This window comes from Paraburkholderia sp. HC6.4b, from assembly GCF_014200875.1.
In the GTDB taxonomy this organism is placed as follows: Bacteria; Pseudomonadota; Gammaproteobacteria; order Burkholderiales; family Burkholderiaceae; genus Paraburkholderia; species Paraburkholderia tuberum.
Map to the genome: position 1 here is coordinate 71414 of NZ_JACHDC010000020.1, position 22570 is coordinate 93983.

Sequence of the window (22570 nt, forward strand, 5' to 3'; positions counted from 1 at the left end):
TCGCCATGCGTCGAAGAACCGCCGCGGGTGCCGCGGTTCGAGTCGCGCCTTATTTTGCGGGAGTCGTTGTCATGAGCTTTGCCTCCGTACTGGTCCTGAACGGACCGAACCTCAATCTGCTCGGCACGCGCGAGCCGGCCATCTATGGCGCGCAAACGCTCGACGACGTCGCGACGCTGTGCCGCGACGCGGGCGAGCGCCTCGACCTCGCGATCGACTTCTGCCAGTCGAACGCCGAGCATCAGCTGATCGACTGGCTGCACGCGGCGCGCACCAAGGTCGACGGCGTCGTGATCAATCCGGCCGCTTACACCCATACGTCGGTCGCGATCGCCGACGCATTGAGCGCGATCGAAAAGCCCGTCATCGAGGTGCATATCTCGAACGTGCATCGGCGCGAAGCGTTCCGGCATCACTCGTACGTGTCGGCGGTGGCGGACGCGATCATCGTCGGCTGTGGCACGCAGGGCTATGTGCTCGCGCTGGAACGGATGGCGACGATTCTTAAGAATAGGGCGGCGAAATGAACACTCAAGCGAACACTCAAGCGAACACTCGGGGAAATTCCCGGACCGACGCGCAGATCGCCGCGTTGGCCAATGCGCAGGCGAGCTTGCGGGCCACTCCCCACTCCTTTCTGGTCGGCCTGATCGGCTCGGGCATCAGCGGTTCGCTCACGCCCGCGATGCACGAGGAAGAGGGCAGCAAGCTCGGACTGCACTATGTCTATCGACGCATCGATCTCGATGCGCAGAAGCTCGACACCGCCGCGCTGCCGGAGCTGCTGACGGCGGCCGAACGGATGGGTTACAACGGCCTGAACATCACGTATCCGTGCAAGCAGGCGGTGATTCCGCTGCTCGACGAACTGTCCGACGACGCCCGCGCGCTCGGCGCGGTCAACACCGTGCTGTTCAAGGACGGCAAGCGCATCGGTCACAACACCGACTGGTCCGGCTTCGCGCGTGCGTTCCAGCGCGGCCTGCCGGACGTGTCGCTGGAACGCGTCGTGCAGCTTGGCGCCGGCGGCGCCGGCGCGGCGGTCGCGCATGCGGCGCTGAACATGGGCGCGCACTCGCTGACGCTGTTCGACGTCGATGCCGCCCGCGCGCAGTCGCTCGCCGACGAGTTACAGGCGCGTTTCCCGAAAGCCAGGGTCAGCGCGGGCACGTCGCTCGAAGAATCGCTCGGCGCCGCGCAAGGCCTGATTCACGCTACCCCGACCGGTATGGCTAAAATCCCGGGCCTGCCGCTGCCGGCCGAATTGCTGCACCGCGACCTGTGGGTCGCCGACATCGTCTATTTTCCGATTCGCACCGCGCTGCTGCAGGCGGCCGAGGCGCTTGGCTGCCGCACGCTGAGTGGCGGCGGCATGGCGGTCTACCAGGCGGTCGACGCCATGCGTATTTTCACGGGCCTCGAGCCGGACGCCGAGCGCGTCTACACCCACTTTCAATCGTTGTTGCAACGCTAACCGGCCGCGTAGAGACCGGCACCCAAGCTGATCGAGGAGACAAGCACGCCATGACGCAATCGTTCCAATCCAGCTCCGCGGGCTCGCCCGCGCAGAACAAGGCGGCGAGCCCCGCGCGCCGTTCGAAAGCCCGTTACAAGATCCTCGCGCTGCTCGCGGTCGGCACGATGATCAACTATCTCGACCGCACCGTGCTCGGCATCGCGGCACCGCAGCTGACGAAGGAGCTCGGCATCAACGCCGCGCTGATGGGCCTGCTGTTCTCGGTGTTTTCGTGGAGCTACGTGGCCTCGCAGATTCCGGGCGGCCTGTTTCTCGACCGCTTCGGCAGCAAGCTCACATACTTCCTGTCGATGACGTTCTGGTCGCTCTGCACGCTCGCGCAAGGGCTCGTGGGGAGCATCGGCGGGCTGTTCGCCTTCCGTCTCGGCCTTGGCGTTTCGGAGGCGCCATGCTTTCCGACCAATAGCCGCGTGGTCGCCACGTGGTTTCCGCAAAGCGAGCGCGCGATGGCGACCGGCACCTACACGGTCGGCGAATATATCGGCCTCGCGTTTTTCAGCCCGTTCCTGTTCATGCTGATGGGCGCATTCGGCTGGCGCTCGCTGTTCCTCGTGGTCGGCGGCGTCGGTATCGCGTTCGGCGTGGTGTGGTGGCTGCTGTATCGCGAGCCGAGCGATCATCCGTCGGCGAATCAGGAAGAGCTCGACTATATCGAGGCGGGCGGCGGTCTCACGCAACGCAACAAGGATGTCGCGGGTGCAGCCGCGGGTGCAGCCGATGCTGCGGCATCGAAGAAGAGCGGCTTCCAATGGGGCACGATTGGCCAACTGCTCAAGCATCGCCAGTTGACCGGCATCTGCCTCGGCCAGTTCGCGGGCAATTCGACGCTGGTGTTCTTCCTCACGTGGTTCCCGACGTATCTCGCCACCGAACGTCATATGGCGTGGCTGAAGATCGGCTTCTTCGCGATCATGCCGTTCATCGCGGCTTCGATCGGCGTGATGTTCGGCGGCGTGTTCTCCGACTGGCTGCTGCGCCGTGGCAAATCGCCGAACGTCGCGCGCAAGCTGCCGATCATCGCGGGTCTGCTGCTCGCGTCGACGATCATTCTCGCCAACTATGTCCAGAGCAACGTCGTGGTGATCGCGATTCTGTCGGTGGCGTTCTTCGCGCAGGGCATGGCCGCGCTCGGCTGGACGCTGGTGTCGGATATCGCGCCTGAGGGCCTGCTCGGCGTGACCGGCGGCATCTTCAACTTCGCCGCGAACCTGGCGGGGATCGTGACGCCGCTCGTGGTGGGCCTGATCGTCGCGGCGACCGGTTCGTTCGTGGGCGCGCTGGTGTTTATCGGTGTCATCGCGTTGATCGGCGCGCTGTCGTATATCTTCGTCGTCGGCGATATCAAGCGGATCGTGCTGGTGGATTGAGTCTTCCCGCTGAGCCGTCGCTTCATGTGACGGTCGTAGTTCCCTTCGAATCCCCGGTTGTCGTCGCGGTGCGGCGGCAACCACGTCGACTGCCGTCACCGGTTTGGCGGGGCAGTAAGCCGCTGAACGCGCTGCGTTTCTCGAAGCGATAAAAAACGGGATGTGGCTTTCACCACATCCCGTTTCCATTTCAGCCGGTCGCCGCGCAACCGGGTCAATCGTCCTTCTTCACGAACCGCAAGATCGCATCGACGATCATCGCCCGATGCCGCGCCCGCAGCCGCGGATGCGACGGATCGCGCCCAAACGCGGTGCCGAACGTATGCCGGTTGCCCACGCGATGGAAACACAGCGAGCTGATCATCAGATGCAGATCGATCGGATCGATGTCGCTGCGGAACTGGCCCGCCGCGATGCCGCGCGCGAGCAGATCCTCGATCGTGTGAATCACGGTGACGTTGCGTCCTTTGAACGTCTTGACCTGCTCGACGTACTTCGCGCCGTGAATGTTTTCGATCGTCACGAGGCGCACGAAATCGCGCTGGCGGTCGTGGTAGTCGAACGTGAATTCGACCAGCGCGCGCATGCCTTCGACCGGATCGAGTTCGCTGATGTGCAGGTCCTGTTCGAGCGCGCGAATGTCTCCATACACCTTTTCCAGCACCGCCTGGTACAACCCTTCCTTGCTGCCGAAGTAGTAGTACAGCATGCGCTTGGTGGTGTTCGTGCGTTCCGCGATCGCGTCGACGCGGGCACCCGTCAGCCCCATCGCGGAGAACTCCTGGGTCGCGACGTCGAGGATGTTGCGCTTAGTCTGCTCGGGATCGTATTTGCGTGGGGCGTCCACACGCGGGGCGTCGGTACGCCTGGCGCCGGTACGTCGCGCGTCGGCGTGCGGCGTGCCAGACACGATGCCGTTGGTATCAGGCTCGGCGGCCTTGCTTCCCTTTTTCATTGTGGTTTCGAGCGGCAGTGACGGCGCATTCTAGCATGGCGAAATGGGCCTCTGGCGTGGGTCCCGGGCATCGACGAAGGCATCTCGAAGGAGCTTGCGTGGCGCTTACGCGACCGGGCGCGTGGGCCGGCGGCGCGCGGCGAGTGCGTCGCGTGTTTGCATCGCGGTGTACGTGAGCTGCGCGGCCGCGAGGCCGAGCGCGCCGTACGTGCGCGTGAGGCCGAAGGTCGCGAACGCGTCGGGCACCGGCCGTTCACCGGAGATAGCCGCGGCCAGCAGTTCGCCCGACACCGTGGTCGGCGCCATGCCGTGTCCGCCGAAACCGACCGCGTACCAGACGCCGTCCGTGCTTTGGCCGATCTGCGGCATCTTGTGTCGCGCGTAGCTCATCAGGCCGCCCCATGCGTGCTCGATGCGCACGTCGCACAGCTGCGGATAGACCTTCAGCAGGTCCTGTCGCAACAGACGCGCGATCGCCTCGGGCTCGCGGTCGCGCACGGAGATGCGGCCGCCCCACAGGATGCGCGTGTCGGGCAACGGGCGGTAGTAGTCGAACGCGAAGCGGGTGTCATAGATCGCGGCGCGTGTGGCGATTGCGTCGTGCAAGCGTTCGCCGAGCGGCTCCGTTGCCATCACGTAGGTGGCGATAGGCAGCACCGCGCGCTCGACGCGCGCGTACACGTTGCGTGCATAGCCGCCGCCTGCCATCACGACGTGACGCGCGTCGAGCGCACCTTGCGGCGTCTCGACGACGAAGCCCGCGCCGTCGCGCCGCAAGCTGACGACCGGCGAGCGCTCGTGTATCGTCACGCCCGCTTGCGCGGCCGCCGCGGCGACGCCGACAACGTACTTGAGCGGATGAAAATGGAACGCGTTGCGCTCGAACAGGCCGCCGTGATAGCGGCTCGTTTTCAGTTGCGCGGCGAGTTGGTTGGCAGCGATCGGTTCCCAGTCGACGCCGAACGAATCGCGCATCAGACGCCGTTGGGCTTCGAGACGCGCAGGTTCGTCGAACCAGTTCGCGAGGATCACGCCGGCATCGGTCGCGTCGCAATCGATCCGATAGCGCGCAATTCGCTTGCGCATCAGCTCGACCGCGTCGGTGGTCAGCGCATAGAGTTCGCGCGCGCGAGTCGGCCCGAGCGTCTTCAGCAGGTCGGCGCAATCGAGGCTGTAGCCGCCGAACACGAAGCCGCCGTTGCGTCCCGATGCGCCGAAGCCGACCTGCTGCGCCTCGAGCACGACGACGTCTTCGACGCCGCGTTCGGCGAGTCCTAGCGCGGTGGAGAGTCCCGCAAGTCCGCCGCCGACGATGCAGACGTGCGCGCTGCGTCGGCCGTTGAGCGGCGCGCAGGCGGAGGAGCGGGTGACGGTGGCTTCGTAGAAACTTTGCATGGGGCCATAGGTTAGCGGCAATCGCGTGTGCCCGTCCAGCCCGCGTGAGCCCGCACGTCGACGGGCGCCCCGCCGCGCTTCGCTCTGCGTTATCGACCCCAGCGCAACACCAGCGGATCGAGCCGGCGTGCGATCTTCAACAGCCCTTCGCGCGTCGCCGGATGCATCTGCGGCAGCGGGTGACGCACCGCGTCCGAACCGATCACGCCGCCTTCTTTCATCAGCGCCTTGCACGATGCGAGGCCGCCCTGGCGATTCTCGTAGTTGATCAGCGGCAGCCACTGCTGATAGTGCGCGGCGGCGGCCTCGGTATCACCGGCCGCATAGGCATCGACGATCAGGCGGATGCCATCGGCATAACCGCCGCCCGTCATCGAGCCGGTCGCGCCCGCATCGAGGTCGGCCATCAGCGTGATCGCTTCCTCGCCGTCCCACGGACCGACGATCGCGTCGCCGCCCAGTTCGATCAGCTCGCGCAGCTTGTTCGCGGCCTGCGGCGTTTCGATCTTGAAGTACGACACGTTGTCGATCTCGCGCGCCATGCGAGCGAGGAACGGCGCGGACAACGGCGTGCCGCTGACCGCCGCGTCCTGGATCATGATCGGAATCTGGATGGCATCGGACACCGTACGATAGAACTCGTAGATGCCGCGCTCGCCGATGCGGATCGTCGCGCCGTGATACGGCGGCATGACCATCACCATCGCGGCGCCCGCGGCCTGCGCTGCGCGGCTGCGCTCCGCGCACTGGTACGAGCTGAAGTGCGTGGTCGTGACGATCACCGGCACGCGGCCCGCGACGTGTTCGAGCGCGAGATGCATCAGTGTGTTGCGCTCGTCGTCGGACAGCGCGAACTGCTCGGAGAAGTTCGCGAGAATGCACAGGCCGTTCGAGCCGGCGTCGATCATGAAATCGAGGCAGCGCTTCTGGCCTTCGAGGTCGAGACGCCCGGCGTCGTCGAAGATCGTCGGCACGACGGGGAAGACGCCGCGCAGGGCGGGAGAGTGTGACGCTTGGCTCATGGCGATGTGGTCCGTACGGGGATGGAAGGATTGCGCTCGAGCCCGCGAACGGGCGGCGCAACTGGATGAATGTCTCCTTCGGCGACTATACGGCGCTGGGCCTCGCGGGTATATTGAATTGTTTCCATATCGTGATCGCTTTTGCGACTCACCCCGCCGATGAAAGACACGCTCAACGTCCTGCTGTCGAAGCTGCGCATGAAGCAGCTGCATCTGCTGATCGCGCTCGACGATCACAAATCGCTGCACAAAGCGGCCGGCGTGATGTCGATGACGCAATCGGCGGCGAGCAAGGCGCTGCAGGAGCTCGAATCGATGCTCGACGCGCCGCTTTTCGAGCGCTCGAAAAGCGGCATGATCCCGAACCAGCTCGGTCATTGCGTGATCCGATATGCGCGCGTCGTGACGTCGGACCTCACCGCGCTCTGCCAGGACGTCGCCGAAATTCGTTCGGGGCGCGGCGGGCGGCTCGCGCTCGGCGCGATCATGGGCGCGATTCCCGACTGCGTGGTGCCCGCGCTGAATCAATTGCATGCGGCGCAACCGGCTCTGTCGATCGAAGTGGTCGAGGACACCAGCGCACGAATGCTCGCACAGCTCGACGACGGGCGGCTCGATCTGGTGGTCGGCCGAGCGGCGGTCGCGGCCGATCCGTCGAAGTATCAGTATCGGCCGCTCGGCGACGAGCCGTTGGCGGTGGTGGTCGGTTATCAGCATGTGCCGTTGCCGCGCCGCGAGATGATGTTGCGCGATCTCGCCGGGCATCGCTGGGTCATGTATCCGTCACACATGCCGCTGCATGCGCTGCTCGAACGCGAGATGGATCTCGCCGGCCTCGACATGCCCGACAATCCGATTTCGACGGCTTCCACATTCGTGACAGTTGCACTGCTGCAAAGCAGCGCCGAACTCGTTTCGCTGCTGCCGAGCGCAATTGCTGGGCCGTTCGTGCGGCACAAGATGCTGCGCGTCGTGCCGGTCAGGCTCAAATCGCCATCGCAGACGTTCGGCATCGTCACGCGCAAGGGCGGCGTGCTGTCGCCGCCGGCGGAACGGTTTATCGCGCTGTTGCGTGCACAGACGAAAGCGCGAATTTAGGCGCTGCGCAAACAGGTTGCTCCGCTGTCCGCCCGGTTGCCGGTAAGAATGCCAGCCAAAAAGCGACTTTCTTTCGGCAAGGCCCGCCAGAAACGGCAAAACCGCCCGAAAAGGCGGTTTGTTATTCGTGTGAAAAGAGCTTCAATATCTCATGCCGGTTCGCGTTCTGTCATCCGACGCCAGCAGGTGTTGTAGCCGCGACACTGTCGCATCAATCCGAACCGATGAGGGTTTCTCGTTCCGAGCTACACTGCTTTGAATGAACTGAGCCAGGCTCGACCCCCTGGCCATCGCTCGGGGAGAGCAGCCATGAATCGGCCACCGCTTCGGTTTCCGCTTCGCGTGACCAGCACCGTGCCCGTGCGGAGCTGGCGTTGGCTCAAATGGGGGCTTGCCGCGTTTTTGCTGCTCGCGGTGGCGCTGATTGCGCGGCTCGTGCAGATCGAAATCGAGACCTCGCGACTGCAGGCGCGGTACCTTTCCGAGCTGACCCGCGACGTCGCTTTTTCGGTCAACGACGGTCCTAGTCATTCCATCCGCTTTCCGCAAGCCGACAAGGGCCCGTACGACGCGCGCCTCGGCTACGCGCTGTTGCCGGCTATCCAGCAGCGTCTGTTGCAACATGGCTTCGAAATCAGCTCGCAGGCGCGCGATTCAGAACGCATGCTTTCGCTAGCCGATGACGGCCTGTTCCTGCCTTACGACGAAAAAGACACGGCCGGCCTGCAATTGTTCGACGGCACCGGCGTGCCGCTATACAGCGCTCAGTTTCCCGGTCGCGTGTACGACAGCTTCGGCGCGATTCCGCCGCTCGTGGTGAACTCGCTGCTGTTCATCGAAGACCGCTATCTGCTCGATCCGGATCAGCCGAACCGCAATCCGGCGATCGACTGGGGGCGCTTCAGCCGCGCGCTCGTCGACCAGGGCGCGCGCGTGTTCAATCGTCATCAGCAGACGCCCGGCGGCAGCACGCTCGCGACGCAGATCGAGAAATTCCGTCACTCGGCGGGGGGCCGCACCGCGACGCCGCCGGAAAAGCTGCGGCAAATCGCGTCGGCGTCGGTGCGCGCTTATCTGAACGGACCGCAAACGCTGCCCGCGCGCGAACAGATCGTGGTCCATTATCTGAACTCGGTGCCGCTTGCCGCGCAGCCCGGCGTCGGCGAAATCAACGGTATCGGCGATGGGCTCGCCGCCTGGTATGGGCGCGATTTCCGCGAGACCAACCGGCTGCTGAAGGCGCCGTCGACCGAAGCAAATCTGCCCGACCAGGGTCTGGCGTTTCGCGAAGTGCTGTCGCTGATGATCGCGCAGCGCGCGCCGTCGTTTTTTCTGCAGCGCGGCTATCCCGAGCTCGAACGGCTGACCGACAGCTACATGCGGCTGCTCGCGAGTGGCGGCGTGATCACCGAGCAGTTGCGCGACGCGGCGCTGGCGGCGCACGTCGAACTGCATCGCGCGCCGCGCAGCACACCGGATCTCGGTTCGTTCGTGTCGCGCAAGGCCGTCACGTCGATGCGCTCGCATCTGCTCGCCGCGCTCGGCGTGCGTAGTTTCTATGAACTGGACCGCCTCGACGTGCAGGCGACAGGCACGCTGAACAATGACGTGCAACAGGCCGTTGCCGAGCGCCTCGCCGCCGCCGCGACGAAAGACGGCGCGAAGGCCGCGGGTCTCGTCGGCTACGAAATGTTGCGCGGGTCCGACGATCCGTCGCATATCGCCTACAGCTTCACGCTGTTCGAGCGGCACGGCGACGCGAACCTCGTGCGCGTGCAGACCGATAGCGTGAACCAGCCGTTCGACATCAATTCCGGCGCGCGCCTGAACCTCGGCTCGACCGCGAAACTGCGCACCGTCATCACGTATCTGCAGATCGTCACCGATTTGCACACACGGTACGCATCGCTGAGCAATGCCGAGCTGAAGGCGATCACGCCCGATCCGAACGATCGGCTGACGCGCTGGGCGATCGACTATCTGCTGCACACGCGCGACCATTCGCTGCAGCCTATGCTCGACGCCGCCGTCGAGCGTAAATACTCGGCGAGCCCGGGCGAAACGTTCTTTACGGGCGGCGGCGCGCAGACCTTCACGAACTTCGAGTCCGACGACAACAGCCGCATCCTGACCGTGCATCGCGCGTTCCAGCATTCGGTGAACCTCGTGTTCGTGCGGCTGATGCGCGATATCGTGCACTATGAAATGGTGCAGACCACCGGGCCGTCGTCGCAATGGCTCGGCGATCCGGCGACCCGCAAGATGTACCTGACACGTTTCGCCGATCAGGAAAGCCGCGTGTACATGAAGCGTTTCTACACGAAGTACCACGGCAAGACGCCTGATCAGCAGATCACGCTATTGCTGCTCGGGGTGCGCAAGTCGCCCCCGAAAGTGGCGACCGCGTTGCGCAGCGTCGCGCCGGATCAATCGAACGCGTGGTTCAACAAGTTGATGTACGCGGCGCTGAAGAACACGCCGGCGGCTTCGATGCTCGACGACGAAGATCTCGCGAATCTGTACGACAAGTACGGCATCAACCGCTTCAACCTGAACGACCGCGGCTATATTTCGAGTGTGCATCCGCTCGAACTATGGACGCTGAACTACCTGCGCTCGCATCCGGATGCGACGCTTGCGCAGATCGAAGCCGCGAGCCAGGACGTGCGCCTGTCGACTTACTCGTGGCTCTTCAAGACGCGCTATCACGTGACCCAGGATCACCGCATCAAGCGCATGGTCGAGTTGCGCGCCTACGACGCGATCGGCAAATCCTGGCAGGCGCTCGGCTATCCGTTCGCGTCGCTGACGCCGTCGTATGCGGCGGCGATCGGCGCCTCGGGCGATCGTCCGGCGGCGCTCGCGCAACTGATCGGCGTGATCACGAACGGCGGCAACAAGGTGCCGACCGAAACGCTGACGCAAATCGACTTCGCGAAAGATACGCCGTACGAAACGCATTTCAGGCGCGCGGTGGTCGCGCCGCAGCAGCAGGTGTCGCCGGAGATCGCCGGGGAGGTGCGGATGCTGTTGCGCGACGTCGTGACGGGTGGCACCGCGAGGCGTCTCGCGCAAGGCATGACGTTCCCGAACGGCGAAACGCTCGAAGTCTATGGCAAGACCGGCACCGGCGATCAGCGCTTGAACGTGTACGCGAAGGGCGCGCGGTTGATCGAGTCGCGCAAGGTGAATCGCAGCGCGACCTTCGTGTTCGCGCTCGGCGACCGCTTCTACGGCACGTTGACCGCGTGGGTGCACGAGCCGTATGCCGCGCGTTACGACTTCACGAGTGCGCTGGCGGTGCAGTTGCTCAAGTCGATGGCGCCGGCGTTGCAGCCGTTGCTCGACAAGCCGGTTCAGAAAACCGTGACGGCGGCGCCGGCGGGATCGACGCCCGCGGCGACGAAAGTTGCCGCGCAGTGAATCGCTCACCGCTCGTCATAACCTGCCTCCGACGCCGCCGGCTTCAGGAACAGCTCATGCACCGGCGCGAAATGCGCATATAGCGGCAGAATCGCACCGCCCATCGCGCGGGCATCGGCGCCGATCGCGCCTTCGAGCAATTGCGGCCGCACCATCCCTTCCCATTCGAAACGATCGAGCACGCGCTCGGTGCGGCGAATGATCTCGCGCAGCAGTAGCCGGTCGAACTCGCCGTCGATCACGACGGCTTCGAGATCGAGCAACGCGGCCGCATTGGTTAGCGCATTCGCGATCGCCGGGCACGCGCTGTCGAGCCATCGCTCGGTATGCCGCCACAACTCGGGCGACAACGCGCGATGATCATGCGCCGCGGCCGCCGGCGCGCCCGCATCGCTGAACAGTCGTTCGAGCACGAAGCCCGATGCCGCGTGCAGCAACTGCCGCGCAGGCTTGCGTGCGCCGCCTTCGCGCAGCGGGATCGAACCGACCGCGCCCGCGTTGTCGTGCGGACCGCCATGCAGACGTCCGTCGATCACGAGACCCCCGCCGATGAAGGTGCCGACGAACAGATACAGGAAGTTGTGGATGCCGCGGCCCTGGCCCATCACGAGTTCGGCCGCGCAGGCGGCCGTGGTGTCTTTGGCGAACTCGACGGGCAGGCCGGTTATCGTCGCGATGCGCGCGCGCAGATCGATGTCGTTCCAGGCGTCGAGCGCGTCGGGCGGCGCGCCGAGAAAGTCGCGCCAGCCGCCGAGCCACAACGGCGCCGCGACACCGACGCCGACCACCTTGCCCGCCTTCGCGCCGAGCGTCTGGTTCACGCGCGCGAGTTTGTTTTCGAGCGCGGGGAACAGCGCGCGCGGATCGGGATACGCATACTCGAATACGTCGCGGCATACGATGCGCCCGGCGAAGTCCATCGCGAGCACGTCGAGACTGCGGCGTCCGACCTTGATCCCGATCATGTACGCGCCGTCCGCGCACAACGCGATCGGCACCGACGGCTGGCCGATCTTGCCGCGCACGCGCGCGTGCTTTTCGAGCAGGCCGTCGGCGATCAACCGGTCGACGATCATCGACACCGTCTGCATCGAAAGACGCGTGAGGCGGCCGACCTCGGCCTTCGGCAGTGGTCCATGCAAGCGGATCGTTTGCAGCACGATGCGCTCGTTGAATTGCCGCATGCCGACCTGATTCGAACCGACCGTGCGTTTGACCGGCGAACGCCTGCTGGTGCTGGGGGTGTCCATTGTCGTGTACCGGCCTCGTGGCTCAGCGGATTGGGCGGCGCGTCATGCGATCGCCTTCACGTCGGCTTCCTTCGCCCCGGTCATGATCGCGACCGCTTCCGACATGTGCACGTCCTTCGTATTGACGAGCGCCGCGCGCCGGCCGAGCCGCTGGATATGGATGCGGTCCGCGATCTCGAACACGTGCGGCATGTTGTGGCTGATCAGAATCACCGGCAGGCCACGCTCGCGCACGCGCCGGATCAGTTCGAGCACCATGTTGCCTTCCTTCACGCCGAGCGCGGCGGTGGGCTCGTCCAGAATCACCACGTGGCGCGCGAATGCCGCGCTGCGTGCAACGGCGACGCCCTGGCGCTGGCCGCCGGACAGCGTTTCGACCGCCTGGCGCATCGAGCGGATGCCGATTTGCAGATCCTTCATGGCGGCCGTCGCTTCGTCGAGCATGCGGCGCTTGTCGATCATCTTGAACAGCGAGCCGCGCCAGCCGGGTTTCAGCAATTCGCGGGCGAGAAACAGGTTTTCGGCGATGCTCATCGCCGGCGCGACGGCGAGTTCCTGGTACACGGTCTCGATGCCTTGTGCGCGCGCATCGAGCGGACTGCGAAACTTGACCGGTTTGCCGTCGAGCAGAATCTCGCCTTCGTCGGGCACCGTGGCGCCCGAGAGCGCCTTGATCAGCGACGATTTGCCCGCGCCGTTGTCGCCGATCACCGCGAGGATCTCGCCGGGCAGCACTTCGAAATCGCAACCGTCGAGCGCGGTCACGTTGCCGTAACGTTTGACGAGCCCGCGTGCCTGCAGAACCGGCATCGCAGCGGACGTGGAAGAGGAGGTGGAGGTCAACATGACAAGGCTCCTGTGCGGGATCAACGGCCGCGGTGCGAGAGTTTATCGGCGGCGACCGCGAGAATCACGAGGATGCCGGTGATCAATACCTGGTACACCGAGGAAACACCGATCAGCGTCAGGCCGTTACGGAATACGCCGACAATCAGCGCTCCAAGCAAGGTGCCGACGATCGAGCCGCGTCCACCGAACAGACTCGTGCCGCCGAGCACGACCGCGGTGATACTGTCGAGGTTCTCGGTTTGCCCGGCCTGCGGATCGCCGACACCGGTGCGCGCGACCGACAGCAGCGCGGCGATGCCGTAGATCGCGCCGGCAAGCGTGTAGACGGTCAGCAGAATCCGCTGCGACGACAGGCCCATCAGTCGCGCGGCCTCGGCGTTGTTGCCGAGCGCGTACAGATGCCGGCCGGGCACCGTGTCGCGCAGCACGAACCACGTGCCCACATACATCAGCAGCGTCAGCACGGTGCCGTACGTGACTTCCGCCGGTCCGAGCCTGAACGTGCTGCCGAGGAACATGATCGCATCGGGCAGGTTCGACACGCTTTCCGCGTTCGAGTAGATCTGCGTGAGCGCAAACGCGATGTTCAGCGTACCCAGCGTGACGATGAACGCCGGCAACTTGATGCGCGTGATCAACAGACCGTTCAGTAAGCCGAACAAGGTGCTGGCGCCGATGCCGCACAGAATCGCGAGGATCGGCGGCACGCCGAGCACGACCGCGAACTTCGTCATGATGATCGAGCCGAAGGCCATTACCATGCCGCAGGACAGATCGATGCCACCGGTCAGCACGATCAGTGTCTGGCCGATCGCGATGACCGCGACGACCATCGTCTGTTGCAGGATCAGCGACAGGTTCTGGAACGATAGAAAGCGGCTGCTCTGCGAGACAAAGAATGCGCAGGCCAGCACCAGCGCGATCAGCGGTCCGATTTCGGACAGCGACGGCAGGTGCTCGGTGAAAGACGGGCGCGGCCGGCCGGCGGGCGCGGAAGGGGTCGACATGATGGCAGTCCTCGGTACATGAGCGTGACATGAAGGTCACGCTGCAAATCAATTGGCGGCCCGGTGCGACGCGCAACGGGCCGCTGTGCAATGCGCGTTACTTGTTGCCCCAGCAGTTGTCGAGGCCGAACTTCGTGTCTTTGCTGTCGATGCCGGACATCGGCTTGTCGGTGATCAGCGTGACGCCGGTGTCGTGATAACCGGACACCTTCTTGCCGGTCTTCGCGTAGTCGACGCCGGCGGTGACGCCGAGCGCGGCCATCTTCAGCGGATACTGCTGCGAGGTCGCCGCGATCGCGCCGGCCTTCACGTTGCGCACGCCTTCGCAACCGCCGTCGATCGACACGATCATCACGCCCTTGTCCTTACCCGCCGCCTTCAGCGCGCGATACGCGCCGGCCGCGGCCGGTTCGTTGATCGTGTAGACCACGTTGATGTCGGGCGCTTTCTGCAGGCAGTTTTCCATCGCCGTCTGGCCTTTCGCCTGATCGCCGCGGGTGTCCTGGCTGCAGACGATCGACGGGTCGCCTTCCTTGATGCCGAAGCCTTCGAGGAAGCCGTTGTGGCGCAGCACGCCGACCGACACGCCCGGCGCGAGATCGAGCGTGGCGATCTTCGCGGGCTTGCCGTTCAGCGCGGCCTTCGCATATTTGCCGATCAGCACGCCGGCCTTGAAGTTGTCGGTGGCGAACAGGGCGTCGGTTGCGTCCTGCGGATCGGTCGGCGTATCGAGGGCGATGACCATCACACCGGCCGCGCGCGCCTTCTTGATGCTCGGCACGATCGCCTTGGTGTCGCTTGGCGTGATCAGGATTGCTTTCGCGCCGGCCGTCATCATGTTTTCGATCGCGGTGACCTGACTCGCATTGTCGCCGTCGAACTTGCCGGCGGCCGTGATCAGTTTCGCGCCGTCTTTCGACGCGGCCGCGTCCGCGCCCTGGCGCATCTTGACGAAGAACGGGTTCGTATCGGTCTTCGTGATCAGGCCGATGACGGGCTGGTCGGCGGCCTGACTCGCGCTTGCGCACCACAGCGCCGCGGCCGCGGCGCACATCGACGCGATTGTCCTGGCGACAGGACGCCTGTGGAAATTCAGATTCATGAGACGCTCCTCCGGTTATTGGCAACGACGTATGGGACTGCAGATAGATCGAAACTGCGAAGCTGCGGGCTTGACGTTTGACGATGACGCTTCGACGTAATGTGGTCCGAAGGAAATCGCCTAAATCACTTTGGTTGATTTAGTACAGCAGGCGCGCGACTGCTCGTCAAGGAAATGTGAACGCGGAAATTCGCCGCGCCGCGAACCGCGTGCAGGCTGAGAGCCTTGTGTGGTAATGCTTTGGCGCCGTGCTGCGGTGCGAAGCGGCGCTTCTCGGCTTGGGGAAAGTCCTGGCTCGTCTGAAAGCTGGTTGAAATGTCAGCGGTGGTTTTTCAACGCAATTCGCGGTGCGTAACGCGCTTTTTCAGTGGGCGATGAATGTTTGCGAGAGGTTGCGGCGGAACAGCGCTTGCTTGCCTCGACAGAATGCGAACCTTTCGGAGAGACCCATGCCTTCGCACTGGTGGCAGCGACGACTCGGCTCCCGCGCATCGCTGATCGCCGCCGCCCTCGTGATCGGCGTTCTGTACGCGGGCAGCACGATGGTCACGCCGCTTTATCCGCTCTATCAACGCCGGTTCGGCTTGTCCGATCTGACGATCACGCTCGTGTACGCGACCTACGTGATCGGCAATCTCGGCGCTTTGTTTCTATTCGGTCGCGTGTCCGACCAGGCCGGGCGCCGATCGGTCAGTCTGCTCGTGCTCGCAGCCGCGATCGCGAGCACGATGTGTTTTCTGTTCGCCACGCATGCGACGTGGCTTTTCGTCGCCCGGGCGGCGAGCGGCCTTGCGATCGGCGTCGGTGCCGCCACGGCGACCGCGTGGATCGCGGAATTGCACGCCGGCGCCGACAAGGCGCCCGCCAGCCGTCTTGCCGCGGCGGTCAATCTGGCCGGGCTTGGAGTGGGACCGCTGCTGACTGGTCTGCTCGCGCAATTCGCGCCCTGGCCATTGCGCACGGTGTTCGTCGTTTATCTGTCGACGCTTCTGGTCACCGCGGCGTTGGCGGCGCTCGCATGCGAAACGGTCCAGGCGCGCGCCCGGACGTTTGCACAGGTGTCGTTCGCACCGCGCATCGGCGTGCCCGCGCAATTGCGCGTGGCATTCGTCGTGCCTGCCGTCACCGCATTCGCGACCTTCGCGCTGCTCGGCTTTTTCGCGGCGCTGTTGCCCAATCTGATCGCGAACAGCATGCATCTGCACAGCCCCGCGCTGAGCGGGGCGCTCGTCGCCGAACTGTTCGCCGCGAGCACGATCACCGTGATGGTCACGTCGAAACTCGCCGCTCGCACCGCGATGCTCGCCGGACTGTGGCTGTTGCCGCCGAGTCTCGCGTTGCTGCTGTCGGCGCAGGTCGTCGCGTCGATCGTAGTGCTGAGCGCGGCGACCGCGCTGTGCGGCGTCGCAGCCGCGCTCGGGTTTCGCGGCAGTTTGCAGGAGATCAACCGGATCGCGCCCGCGGACCAACGCGCCGAATTGCTATCGGCGTATCTGCTCTGCTGTTACACCGGCAACTCGTTGCCGGCGGTCGGCATAGCGCTGCTGTCGACCCGGGTCGGACATTTGTGGGCGAACGTCGCGTTCGCGGCGGTTTCCGCGGGATTGGCCTGCATTGCGTTGGCGGTCGGTGCGCGCCGGCCTCGTCACGCGAGTTGACGCGCGGCAAGCTGGCCGAGCCTGGTCCAACAGCTACGAACAGCTACGAACAGCTACGAACAGCTACGAACAGCTACGAACTGCAACGTTGCGGCGCGGCTGTAACTGCCACATCAACGCGAACGCGGTGCGGCCGTCGATGCGCGCACGACCAGTTTCGGCTCGGACGAAATCCGCATCGGCACGGGCGCCGGCATGTCCCGCGCGGCGCGTCCCGGCTGTCCGTACGAAGTCTCGATCAGCTCGCGCAGCAGTTCCACTGCAAGTCCGGCGACCTCGACCGTCGGCACCGCCACCGTCGTCAGTGCAGGGCGCGACTCGCGCGCGAGCTGGATGTCGGTGATGCCGATCACGGACAGATCGTCCGGCACGCGCAGGCCCAGATCCGCGGCCGCGTGCATCGCGCCGAGCGCAGGCAAATCGTTGGTCGCGAAGATCGCGCTGAGTTGCGGATCGGCTTCGAGCAGCGCGCGGGCCGCCAGGTAGCCGCCGTGGATCGTGTCGGCCGCGTGTCGCACGCGATTTCTCGTCACACCGGCCGCGCGCAACGCGTCGACGAAACCTTCGAAGCGCGCCACGTGAATGCCCGACACCTTGCTGCCGACGATCGCACCAAAGCGCCGATGCCCGAGCTCCAGCAGATGCTCGCCAGCCAGCTTGCCGGCCAGCCGGAAATCGACCGCGACGCACGGCAGCCCGGGCGGCTCGGTGGGCCGCTCCCACATGCACAGCACGACCGGCGTGCCGCGCGCTTCGGTCTTGTGCAGATCGGCGAAATCGAGGTTCGCGTTGGTCACGAGCACGCCTTCGGACAAGGTGCCGGCGATCTGGTCGAGGTACGCGCGGCCGCTTAGCGGATCGTCGTTGGTATTGCAGATGATCACGAAGTGGCCGCTCGTGCGCGCAGCGCGTTCGACCGCGAGCGCGAACTCCGGATAGAACGGATTCGCGATGCTCGACACCATCAGCGCGAGCGTCGGCGCGCGGCCCTCGGCGAGCGCGCGTGCGGCGAGATGCGGGCGATAGCCGAGCGCCGCGACTACCTCGAGCACGCGTTGCCGGGTCGTTTCGCCAACGCGGCCGCGCTTGCGCAGCACGTTGGAAACCGTCGCTGGCGTGACGCCGGCATGACGCGCGACTTCGCTGAGTGTGGGCATGATTTGGTCAGTATTTGGGATGGCTGTCCGACATTTGCGTCGCGGCGCGAGGCGCGGCAACATCTGTCATCGAACCAACGTACAAAACGATATCGGAGACAGACCAACGATCGCCTTGCGATCGATTTTTCGGTCATGCTGATTAAGCGCTTAATCTCCGACTTCGCACCGATTAAATCACGGAGTCGATGCAATGGCGAGCATTTCGTTACGAGGCGTGCAGAAGGCGTATGGCGACGGTGCGCCGGTGATTCGCAACGTCGATCTGGACATCGGCGAAAACGAGTTCTGCGTGTTTCTCGGCCCGTCGGGTTGCGGCAAGTCAACGCTGTTGCGCATGATCGCCGGGCTCGAGGATGTGACCGACGGTGACCTGTCGATTGGCGGGAAGATCGTCAACGACGTGCCGGCCGCGCAGCGTGGCGTAGCGATGGTGTTCCAGAGCTATGCGCTGTTTCCGCACATGAGCGTGTTCGAGAACATGGCGTTCGGCCTGAAACTCGCGAAGACCCCGAAGGATGAAATCGAGCGCAAGGTGCGTGAAGCCGCGCGCATCCTGCAACTCGAGGCACTGCTCGAGCGCAAGCCGAAGGCGCTGTCGGGCGGGCAGCGGCAGCGCGTCGCGATTGGCCGCGCGATCGTTCGCGAGCCCGGCGTGTTTCTGTTCGACGAACCGCTGTCCAATCTCGATGCAACCTTGCGCGGACAAACGCGCGTCGAAATCGCACGTCTGCATAAGCAGTTTGCGAAGGCGAGCGTGGTCTACGTGACGCACGATCAGATCGAAGCGATGACGCTCGCCGACAAGATCGTGCTGCTGCATTCGGGCAAGGACACCGAGCGTTACGGCAGCATCGCGCAAATCGGCGCCCCGCTCGAGCTGTATCACCGCCCGAAAAGCCGCTTCGTGGCCGGCTTTATCGGCTCGCCGCGAATGAATTTTCTGCCGGGCAAGGTGGCGTCACTCGATGCGCAGGGCGTGCTCGTCACGCTCGATCACACCGGCGAGAACGTGCGTGTGCCGGTCGGCAGCGCCGGATTGCAGCCAGCGCAGCCGGTCACGCTCGGCGTGCGTCCCGAGCATCTCGAGTTCGTCGATGCATCGGCCACGACGAATGCGGCCGCGTCGCAAGACGGCGTGCTCGCGCGCACCGTATCGCTCGTCGAGCAGCTTGGCGAACACAGCTACGTGCACCTCGATCAACCCGGCGGCGCGGTTCTGATCGCCAAGGCGCCCGGCAACACGCGCCTCGCTCCAGGCGATCGCGCGAGCCTGCGGGTGTCGTCCACCGCCTGTCATCTGTTTACCGAGGACGGTTTCGCGGCCGTGTCGCTCGAGTCCGTCGAACACTACGCTTGAAAAACACTGGGGACATAGGGATGCGTCTTGGAGTCTGTTATTACCCGGAGCACTGGCCCGAGTCGATGTGGGACGACGACGCGCGCCGGATGAAAGCGCTCGGCATCGAGCAGGTGCGGATTGCGGAATTCGCCTGGAGCCGGATCGAGCCGACTCCCGGCGAATACGACTGGGGCTGGCTCGATCGCGCCGTCGACGTGCTCGGCGCGGCTGGCCTGAAGGTCGTCATGTGTACGCCGACCGCGACGCCGCCGAAGTGGCTGATCGATCGTCATCCGGAGATCCTGCCGGTCGGCGCCGATGGACGTCCGCGCGGGTTCGGCTCGCGGCGTCATTACGACTTCTCGTCGCCCGCGTATTTCGAGGCGTCGCGTCGTATTTGCACGGCGGTGGCCGAGCGTTACGGCAAGCATCCGGCGGTCGCTTTCTGGCAGACCGATAACGAGTTTGGCTGTCATCACACGGTGGTCAGTTATTCGGCGGCCGCGGTCGCGCGCTTTCGCGAGTGGCTGAAGGCGCGTTATCGCACGATCCAGGCGTTGAACGAGGCGTGGGGCACAGTGTTCTGGAGCATGGAGTACCGCGGCTTCGAAGAAATCGACGCGCCGGTCGGCACCGTGACCGAGGCGCATCCTTCGCATCGTCTCGACTACCGGCGCTTCGCATCCGACGAAGTGGCGCGCTACAACCGCATGCAGGTCGAGATCATTCGCGCGCATTCGCCGGGGCGGCCCGTCGCGCACAACTTCATGCAGCTCTTCACCGAGTTCGATCACTACAAGGTCGCGGCCGATCTCGACGTCGCAACGTGGGACAGCTATCCGCTCGGCGCGCTCGAAGAGCAGTGGTTCGCGCCGGACATCAAGGCGCGCTGGTTGCGCAGCGGTCATCCGGACTTCGCGTCGTTCAATCACGACGTGTATCGCGGCATGTCGAAGCTGCCGTTCTGGGTGATGGAGCAGCAGCCGGGACCGGTGAACTGGGCGCAGTGGAATCCGGCGCCGCTGCCGGGCATGGTGCGGCTGTGGAGCTGGGAAGCGTTCGCCCACGGCGCGGGCTGCGTGTCGTATTTCCGCTGGCGTCAGGCGCCGTTCGCGCAGGAGCAGATGCATGCGGGGCTCAATACGCCCGACAACCGGCTCGACGTCGGCGGCAATGAAGCATCGCGGGTGGCGTCCGAAATTCACGCGGTGCTCGCCGCGAACGCCGATGCCAATGCGTCGATCCGCTCGAAAGTCGCGCTCGTCTACGACTATGAAGCGAAGTGGTTGTTCGAGATTCATCCGCAGGGCGCGGACTTTCACTATCCGCGGTTCGCGTTCGAGTACTACTCGGCTTTGCGCGCGCTTGGACTCGACGTCGATGTCGTGCCGGCCGATGCATCGTTCGATGGTTATAGCCTCGTCGTCGTGCCGCCGCTGCCGGTCGTGCCCGACGATTTCGCCGAACGTCTCGCACGCTCGGGCGCGCAGGTCGTGCTCGGGCCACGCACCGGCTCGAAAACGCGCGAGCTGCGGATTCCGGCGAATCTGCCGCCGGGCGCATTGACGTCGGTGCTGCCGCTGCGCGTGTGGCGCGTCGAATCGATGCGGCCGAACGTGACCGAAGCCGTGGTGCTCGAACAGCAGGGCGGTGCCGCCGAGGGCTTCGCGCGACACTGGCGCGATTTCATCGACAGCGATGCATCATCTTCATTCGACGTGCGCGCGCGTTTCGCGGACGATCATCCGGCGTACGTGCGAAGCGGCGCGTATCACTACTTCGCGAGCCTGTTCGACGACGCCTTGACCGTGCGCCTGTTCGCGCGCATCGCGCAGGAAGCGGGCCTCGAAACGCAGGCACTCGGCGACAGCGTGCGCATCAGCCGTCGCGGCGGACTGACGTATGTGTTCAACTATGGCGATAGCACCCACACGCTCGACGACATTTCCGACGACGCATTCGTGATCGGCTCCCGGGAGGTGGCGCCGCAAGGGGTAGCGGTCTACCGCTCGCAATAGAAGTCTGGCCTTGGCAATTCCACGCAGTCATTCGATATAGAAGCGACAACGACGTAAAAACCATGGAAAGAAGGAGACAGTCAGGATGAAACTGAAACCACGCAAGATTCTGTTGGCGCTCGCGCTGGCCGCGGTTGCCGCGGGGACCTCGGTCGTCGGCACCGCGCAGGCGGGCACGCTCGCGATGAACATCGCGTACAAGGGCGCGGGCCAGCGCGCGGTTTGGCAGCAGGTGGTCGACGAGTTCAAGAAGGCGCATCCCGGGATCGACGTGAAGGTATCGTTCATCGATGAGGAAGCCTACAAGGTTCAGCTGCCGGGTTGGCTTTCGACTGTCGCGCCCGATATCGTCAACTGGCACGACGGCGAGCGTATGGCGTATTACGCGCAGCGTGGCCTGTTCGAGGATCTGACCGGCGACTGGCAGAAGAACGGCTGGAACGACATGTATGCGTCGACGAAGGAAGCATCGTCGTACAAGGGCAAGCAGTATGCCGCGCCGACCGTGTACTACTCGTGGGGGATGTTCTATCGCAAGGACCTGTTCGAGAAGGCCGGCATCAAGGGCGAGCCGAAAACGTGGGACGAGTTTCTCGACGCCGCGAAAAAGCTGAAGGCCGCCGGCATTGCGCCGATCGCGGTGGCGGGCCGCGATGCCTGGACGCTGGCCGGCTGGTTCGATTATCTCGATCTGCGCCTGAACGGCAATGCGTTTCACCAGAAGCTGATGGCCGGCGAAATTCCGTACACCGATCCGCGCGTGAAGAAGGTCTATACGACGTGGAAGCAACTGATCGACGACGGCTACTTCATCAACAATTCACTATCCTACGATCTCGACGCGGTGCAGCCGTTCCTGTTCCAGGGCAAGGCTGCCATGATGCTGATGGGGACGTTCATTGCGGCGGGTTTCCCGGACAACGTGAAGCCGCAAATGGGGTACTTCCAGTTTCCGATCATCGACTCCAAGGTGCCGACCGCCGAGGATGGACCGGTCGAATCGCTGCATATTCCGTCGAAAGCGAAGAACAAGTCCGATGCGCACACGTTCCTTGCGTTCGTCGAGACGCCTCAGATCGGTGCGCAACTCGCAAAGGGACTCGGCTCGTTGTCGGCGAACAGCAAATCGCCGGAGCCTGAAGATCCGATTTCGAAGATCGGCTTCCAGATCCTGTCGAATACGAAGGGTGGTATCGCGCAGTTCTACGATCGCGACATGACGAAGGAAATGGCCGACGAAGGGATGAAGGGGATGCAGCAGTTCGTCTCCGATCCGTCGAAACTGGACGACATCCTCGCGCAGCTCGAGCAGACGCGTCAGCGTATCTACAAGAAGTGAGCGGCGGCGGCCGCAAGGCCGCTGTCCGATGCATCGGATTGGATCGGGAGA

The 22570-nt window shown here is 64.6% G+C and carries 17 protein-coding genes; 9 read left to right on the forward strand and 8 right to left on the reverse strand.

Features of this window, described 5'->3' with window-relative positions; all coding sequences use genetic code 11:
- The first annotated feature begins 71 nt into the window (after positions 1-71).
- Genes aroQ through HDG34_RS27975 form a run of 3 tightly spaced genes read left to right on the forward strand, consistent with a single transcriptional unit; the run spans position 72 to position 2904 of the window.
- Positions 72-527 carry a type II 3-dehydroquinate dehydratase gene (gene aroQ, locus HDG34_RS27965; protein ID WP_090806916.1) on the forward strand — a complete coding sequence of 152 codons (456 nt, stop codon included), beginning with the start codon at positions 72-74 and terminating at the stop codon, positions 525-527.
- On the forward strand, positions 524-1474 hold the full coding sequence (locus HDG34_RS27970) for a shikimate dehydrogenase (protein WP_184064299.1): 951 nt from the start codon (positions 524-526) through the stop codon (positions 1472-1474). Before aroQ ends, HDG34_RS27970 begins: the two co-directional genes overlap by 4 nt.
- A gap of 50 nt (positions 1475-1524) precedes the next feature.
- The gene (locus tag HDG34_RS27975) at positions 1525-2904 is read left to right on the forward strand and encodes an MFS transporter (protein ID WP_184064302.1); all 1380 of its coding nucleotides are present in this window, start codon (positions 1525-1527) and stop codon (positions 2902-2904) included.
- Between the two features lie 214 nt (positions 2905-3118).
- Here the strand turns inward: HDG34_RS27975 and HDG34_RS27980 are convergent, their stop codons facing one another.
- The 3 genes from HDG34_RS27980 to HDG34_RS27990 form a co-directional block, all read right to left on the reverse strand.
- The gene (locus tag HDG34_RS27980) at positions 3119-3859 is read right to left on the reverse strand and encodes a TetR/AcrR family transcriptional regulator (protein ID WP_090806910.1); all 741 of its coding nucleotides are present in this window, start codon (positions 3857-3859) and stop codon (positions 3119-3121) included.
- 105 nt (positions 3860-3964) lie between these two features.
- Positions 3965-5254 (reverse strand): FAD-binding oxidoreductase, encoded by a 1290-nt coding sequence (locus HDG34_RS27985; RefSeq protein WP_184064305.1) that lies wholly within the window; start codon positions 5252-5254, stop codon positions 3965-3967.
- An 89-nt stretch (positions 5255-5343) separates the two neighbouring features.
- Complete coding sequence (locus HDG34_RS27990; protein WP_184064308.1) at positions 5344-6276, reverse strand: dihydrodipicolinate synthase family protein; 933 nt, start codon at positions 6274-6276, stop codon at positions 5344-5346.
- A 159-nt stretch (positions 6277-6435) separates the two neighbouring features.
- On the opposite strand from HDG34_RS27990, the gene HDG34_RS27995 reads away from it, so the two are divergent.
- Together HDG34_RS27995 and HDG34_RS28000 are read left to right on the forward strand one after the other, a co-directional pair.
- Positions 6436-7374: a LysR family transcriptional regulator gene (locus HDG34_RS27995; RefSeq protein ID WP_184064311.1), complete on the forward strand. Its 939-nt coding sequence runs from the start codon at positions 6436-6438 to the stop codon at positions 7372-7374.
- A 309-nt stretch (positions 7375-7683) separates the two neighbouring features.
- Positions 7684-10797: a transglycosylase domain-containing protein gene (locus tag HDG34_RS28000; protein WP_184064330.1), complete on the forward strand. Its 3114-nt coding sequence runs from the start codon at positions 7684-7686 to the stop codon at positions 10795-10797.
- A gap of 5 nt (positions 10798-10802) precedes the next feature.
- Here HDG34_RS28000 and HDG34_RS28005 read toward each other — a convergent pair whose 3' ends face one another.
- From HDG34_RS28005 to HDG34_RS28020, 4 genes are all read right to left on the reverse strand, one after another.
- Positions 10803-12047 (reverse strand): ROK family transcriptional regulator, encoded by a 1245-nt coding sequence (locus HDG34_RS28005; protein ID WP_184064333.1) that lies wholly within the window; start codon positions 12045-12047, stop codon positions 10803-10805.
- Between the two features lie 42 nt (positions 12048-12089).
- Positions 12090-12893: an ATP-binding cassette domain-containing protein gene (locus tag HDG34_RS28010; protein WP_184064337.1), complete on the reverse strand. Its 804-nt coding sequence runs from the start codon at positions 12891-12893 to the stop codon at positions 12090-12092.
- A gap of 20 nt (positions 12894-12913) precedes the next feature.
- A complete protein-coding gene (locus HDG34_RS28015; RefSeq protein ID WP_184064339.1) occupies positions 12914-13903 on the reverse strand; it encodes an ABC transporter permease in 990 nt (329 codons plus the stop codon).
- 97 nt (positions 13904-14000) lie between these two features.
- Entirely contained in the window at positions 14001-15005 is a 1005-nt protein-coding gene (locus HDG34_RS28020; RefSeq protein WP_184064342.1) for a sugar ABC transporter substrate-binding protein, read from the reverse strand.
- A gap of 449 nt (positions 15006-15454) precedes the next feature.
- Here HDG34_RS28020 and HDG34_RS28025 point away from each other — a divergent pair, with 449 nt between their 5' ends.
- Complete coding sequence (locus HDG34_RS28025) at positions 15455-16663, forward strand: MFS transporter (protein WP_184064345.1); 1209 nt, start codon at positions 15455-15457, stop codon at positions 16661-16663.
- Between the two features lie 113 nt (positions 16664-16776).
- Here the strand turns inward: HDG34_RS28025 and HDG34_RS28030 are convergent, their stop codons facing one another.
- Positions 16777-17820 carry a LacI family DNA-binding transcriptional regulator gene (locus HDG34_RS28030; RefSeq protein ID WP_184064348.1) on the reverse strand — a complete coding sequence of 348 codons (1044 nt, stop codon included), beginning with the start codon at positions 17818-17820 and terminating at the stop codon, positions 16777-16779.
- Between the two features lie 193 nt (positions 17821-18013).
- On the opposite strand from HDG34_RS28030, the gene HDG34_RS28035 reads away from it, so the two are divergent.
- The 3 genes from HDG34_RS28035 (at position 18014) to HDG34_RS28045 (ending at position 22519) form a co-directional block, all read left to right on the forward strand.
- Entirely contained in the window at positions 18014-19180 is a 1167-nt protein-coding gene (locus HDG34_RS28035) for an ABC transporter ATP-binding protein (RefSeq protein ID WP_184064351.1), read from the forward strand.
- A gap of 20 nt (positions 19181-19200) precedes the next feature.
- Complete coding sequence (locus HDG34_RS28040; RefSeq protein ID WP_184064355.1) at positions 19201-21180, forward strand: beta-galactosidase; 1980 nt, start codon at positions 19201-19203, stop codon at positions 21178-21180.
- 85 nt (positions 21181-21265) lie between these two features.
- Entirely contained in the window at positions 21266-22519 is a 1254-nt protein-coding gene (locus tag HDG34_RS28045) for an ABC transporter substrate-binding protein (RefSeq protein WP_184064372.1), read from the forward strand.
- The last annotated feature ends 51 nt before the right edge of the window (positions 22520-22570 follow it).

What these genes read in the sequence shown, in the direction of transcription:
- HDG34_RS28005 (WP_184064333.1), bottom strand. Translation starts at nt 12,047, where the DNA reads ATGGACACCCCCAGCACCAGCAGGCGTTCGCCGGTCAAACGCACGGTC.
- HDG34_RS28020 (WP_184064342.1), bottom strand. Translation starts at nt 15,005, where the DNA reads ATGAATCTGAATTTCCACAGGCGTCCTGTCGCCAGGACAATCGCGTCG.
- HDG34_RS27975 (WP_184064302.1), top strand. Translation starts at nt 1,525, where the DNA reads ATGACGCAATCGTTCCAATCCAGCTCCGCGGGCTCGCCCGCGCAGAAC.
- HDG34_RS28035 (WP_184064351.1), top strand. Translation starts at nt 18,014, where the DNA reads ATGGCGAGCATTTCGTTACGAGGCGTGCAGAAGGCGTATGGCGACGGT.
- HDG34_RS28040 (WP_184064355.1), top strand. Translation starts at nt 19,201, where the DNA reads ATGCGTCTTGGAGTCTGTTATTACCCGGAGCACTGGCCCGAGTCGATG.
- HDG34_RS28025 (WP_184064345.1), top strand. Translation starts at nt 15,455, where the DNA reads ATGCCTTCGCACTGGTGGCAGCGACGACTCGGCTCCCGCGCATCGCTG.
- HDG34_RS28045 (WP_184064372.1), top strand. Translation starts at nt 21,266, where the DNA reads ATGAAACTGAAACCACGCAAGATTCTGTTGGCGCTCGCGCTGGCCGCG.
- HDG34_RS28010 (WP_184064337.1), bottom strand. Translation starts at nt 12,893, where the DNA reads ATGTTGACCTCCACCTCCTCTTCCACGTCCGCTGCGATGCCGGTTCTG.
- HDG34_RS27980 (WP_090806910.1), bottom strand. Translation starts at nt 3,859, where the DNA reads ATGAAAAAGGGAAGCAAGGCCGCCGAGCCTGATACCAACGGCATCGTG.
- HDG34_RS28030 (WP_184064348.1), bottom strand. Translation starts at nt 17,820, where the DNA reads ATGCCCACACTCAGCGAAGTCGCGCGTCATGCCGGCGTCACGCCAGCG.
- HDG34_RS27995 (WP_184064311.1), top strand. Translation starts at nt 6,436, where the DNA reads ATGAAAGACACGCTCAACGTCCTGCTGTCGAAGCTGCGCATGAAGCAG.
- HDG34_RS27985 (WP_184064305.1), bottom strand. Translation starts at nt 5,254, where the DNA reads ATGCAAAGTTTCTACGAAGCCACCGTCACCCGCTCCTCCGCCTGCGCG.
- HDG34_RS27990 (WP_184064308.1), bottom strand. Translation starts at nt 6,276, where the DNA reads ATGAGCCAAGCGTCACACTCTCCCGCCCTGCGCGGCGTCTTCCCCGTC.
- HDG34_RS28000 (WP_184064330.1), top strand. Translation starts at nt 7,684, where the DNA reads ATGAATCGGCCACCGCTTCGGTTTCCGCTTCGCGTGACCAGCACCGTG.
- aroQ (WP_090806916.1), top strand. Translation starts at nt 72, where the DNA reads ATGAGCTTTGCCTCCGTACTGGTCCTGAACGGACCGAACCTCAATCTG.
- HDG34_RS27970 (WP_184064299.1), top strand. Translation starts at nt 524, where the DNA reads ATGAACACTCAAGCGAACACTCAAGCGAACACTCGGGGAAATTCCCGG.
- HDG34_RS28015 (WP_184064339.1), bottom strand. Translation starts at nt 13,903, where the DNA reads ATGTCGACCCCTTCCGCGCCCGCCGGCCGGCCGCGCCCGTCTTTCACC.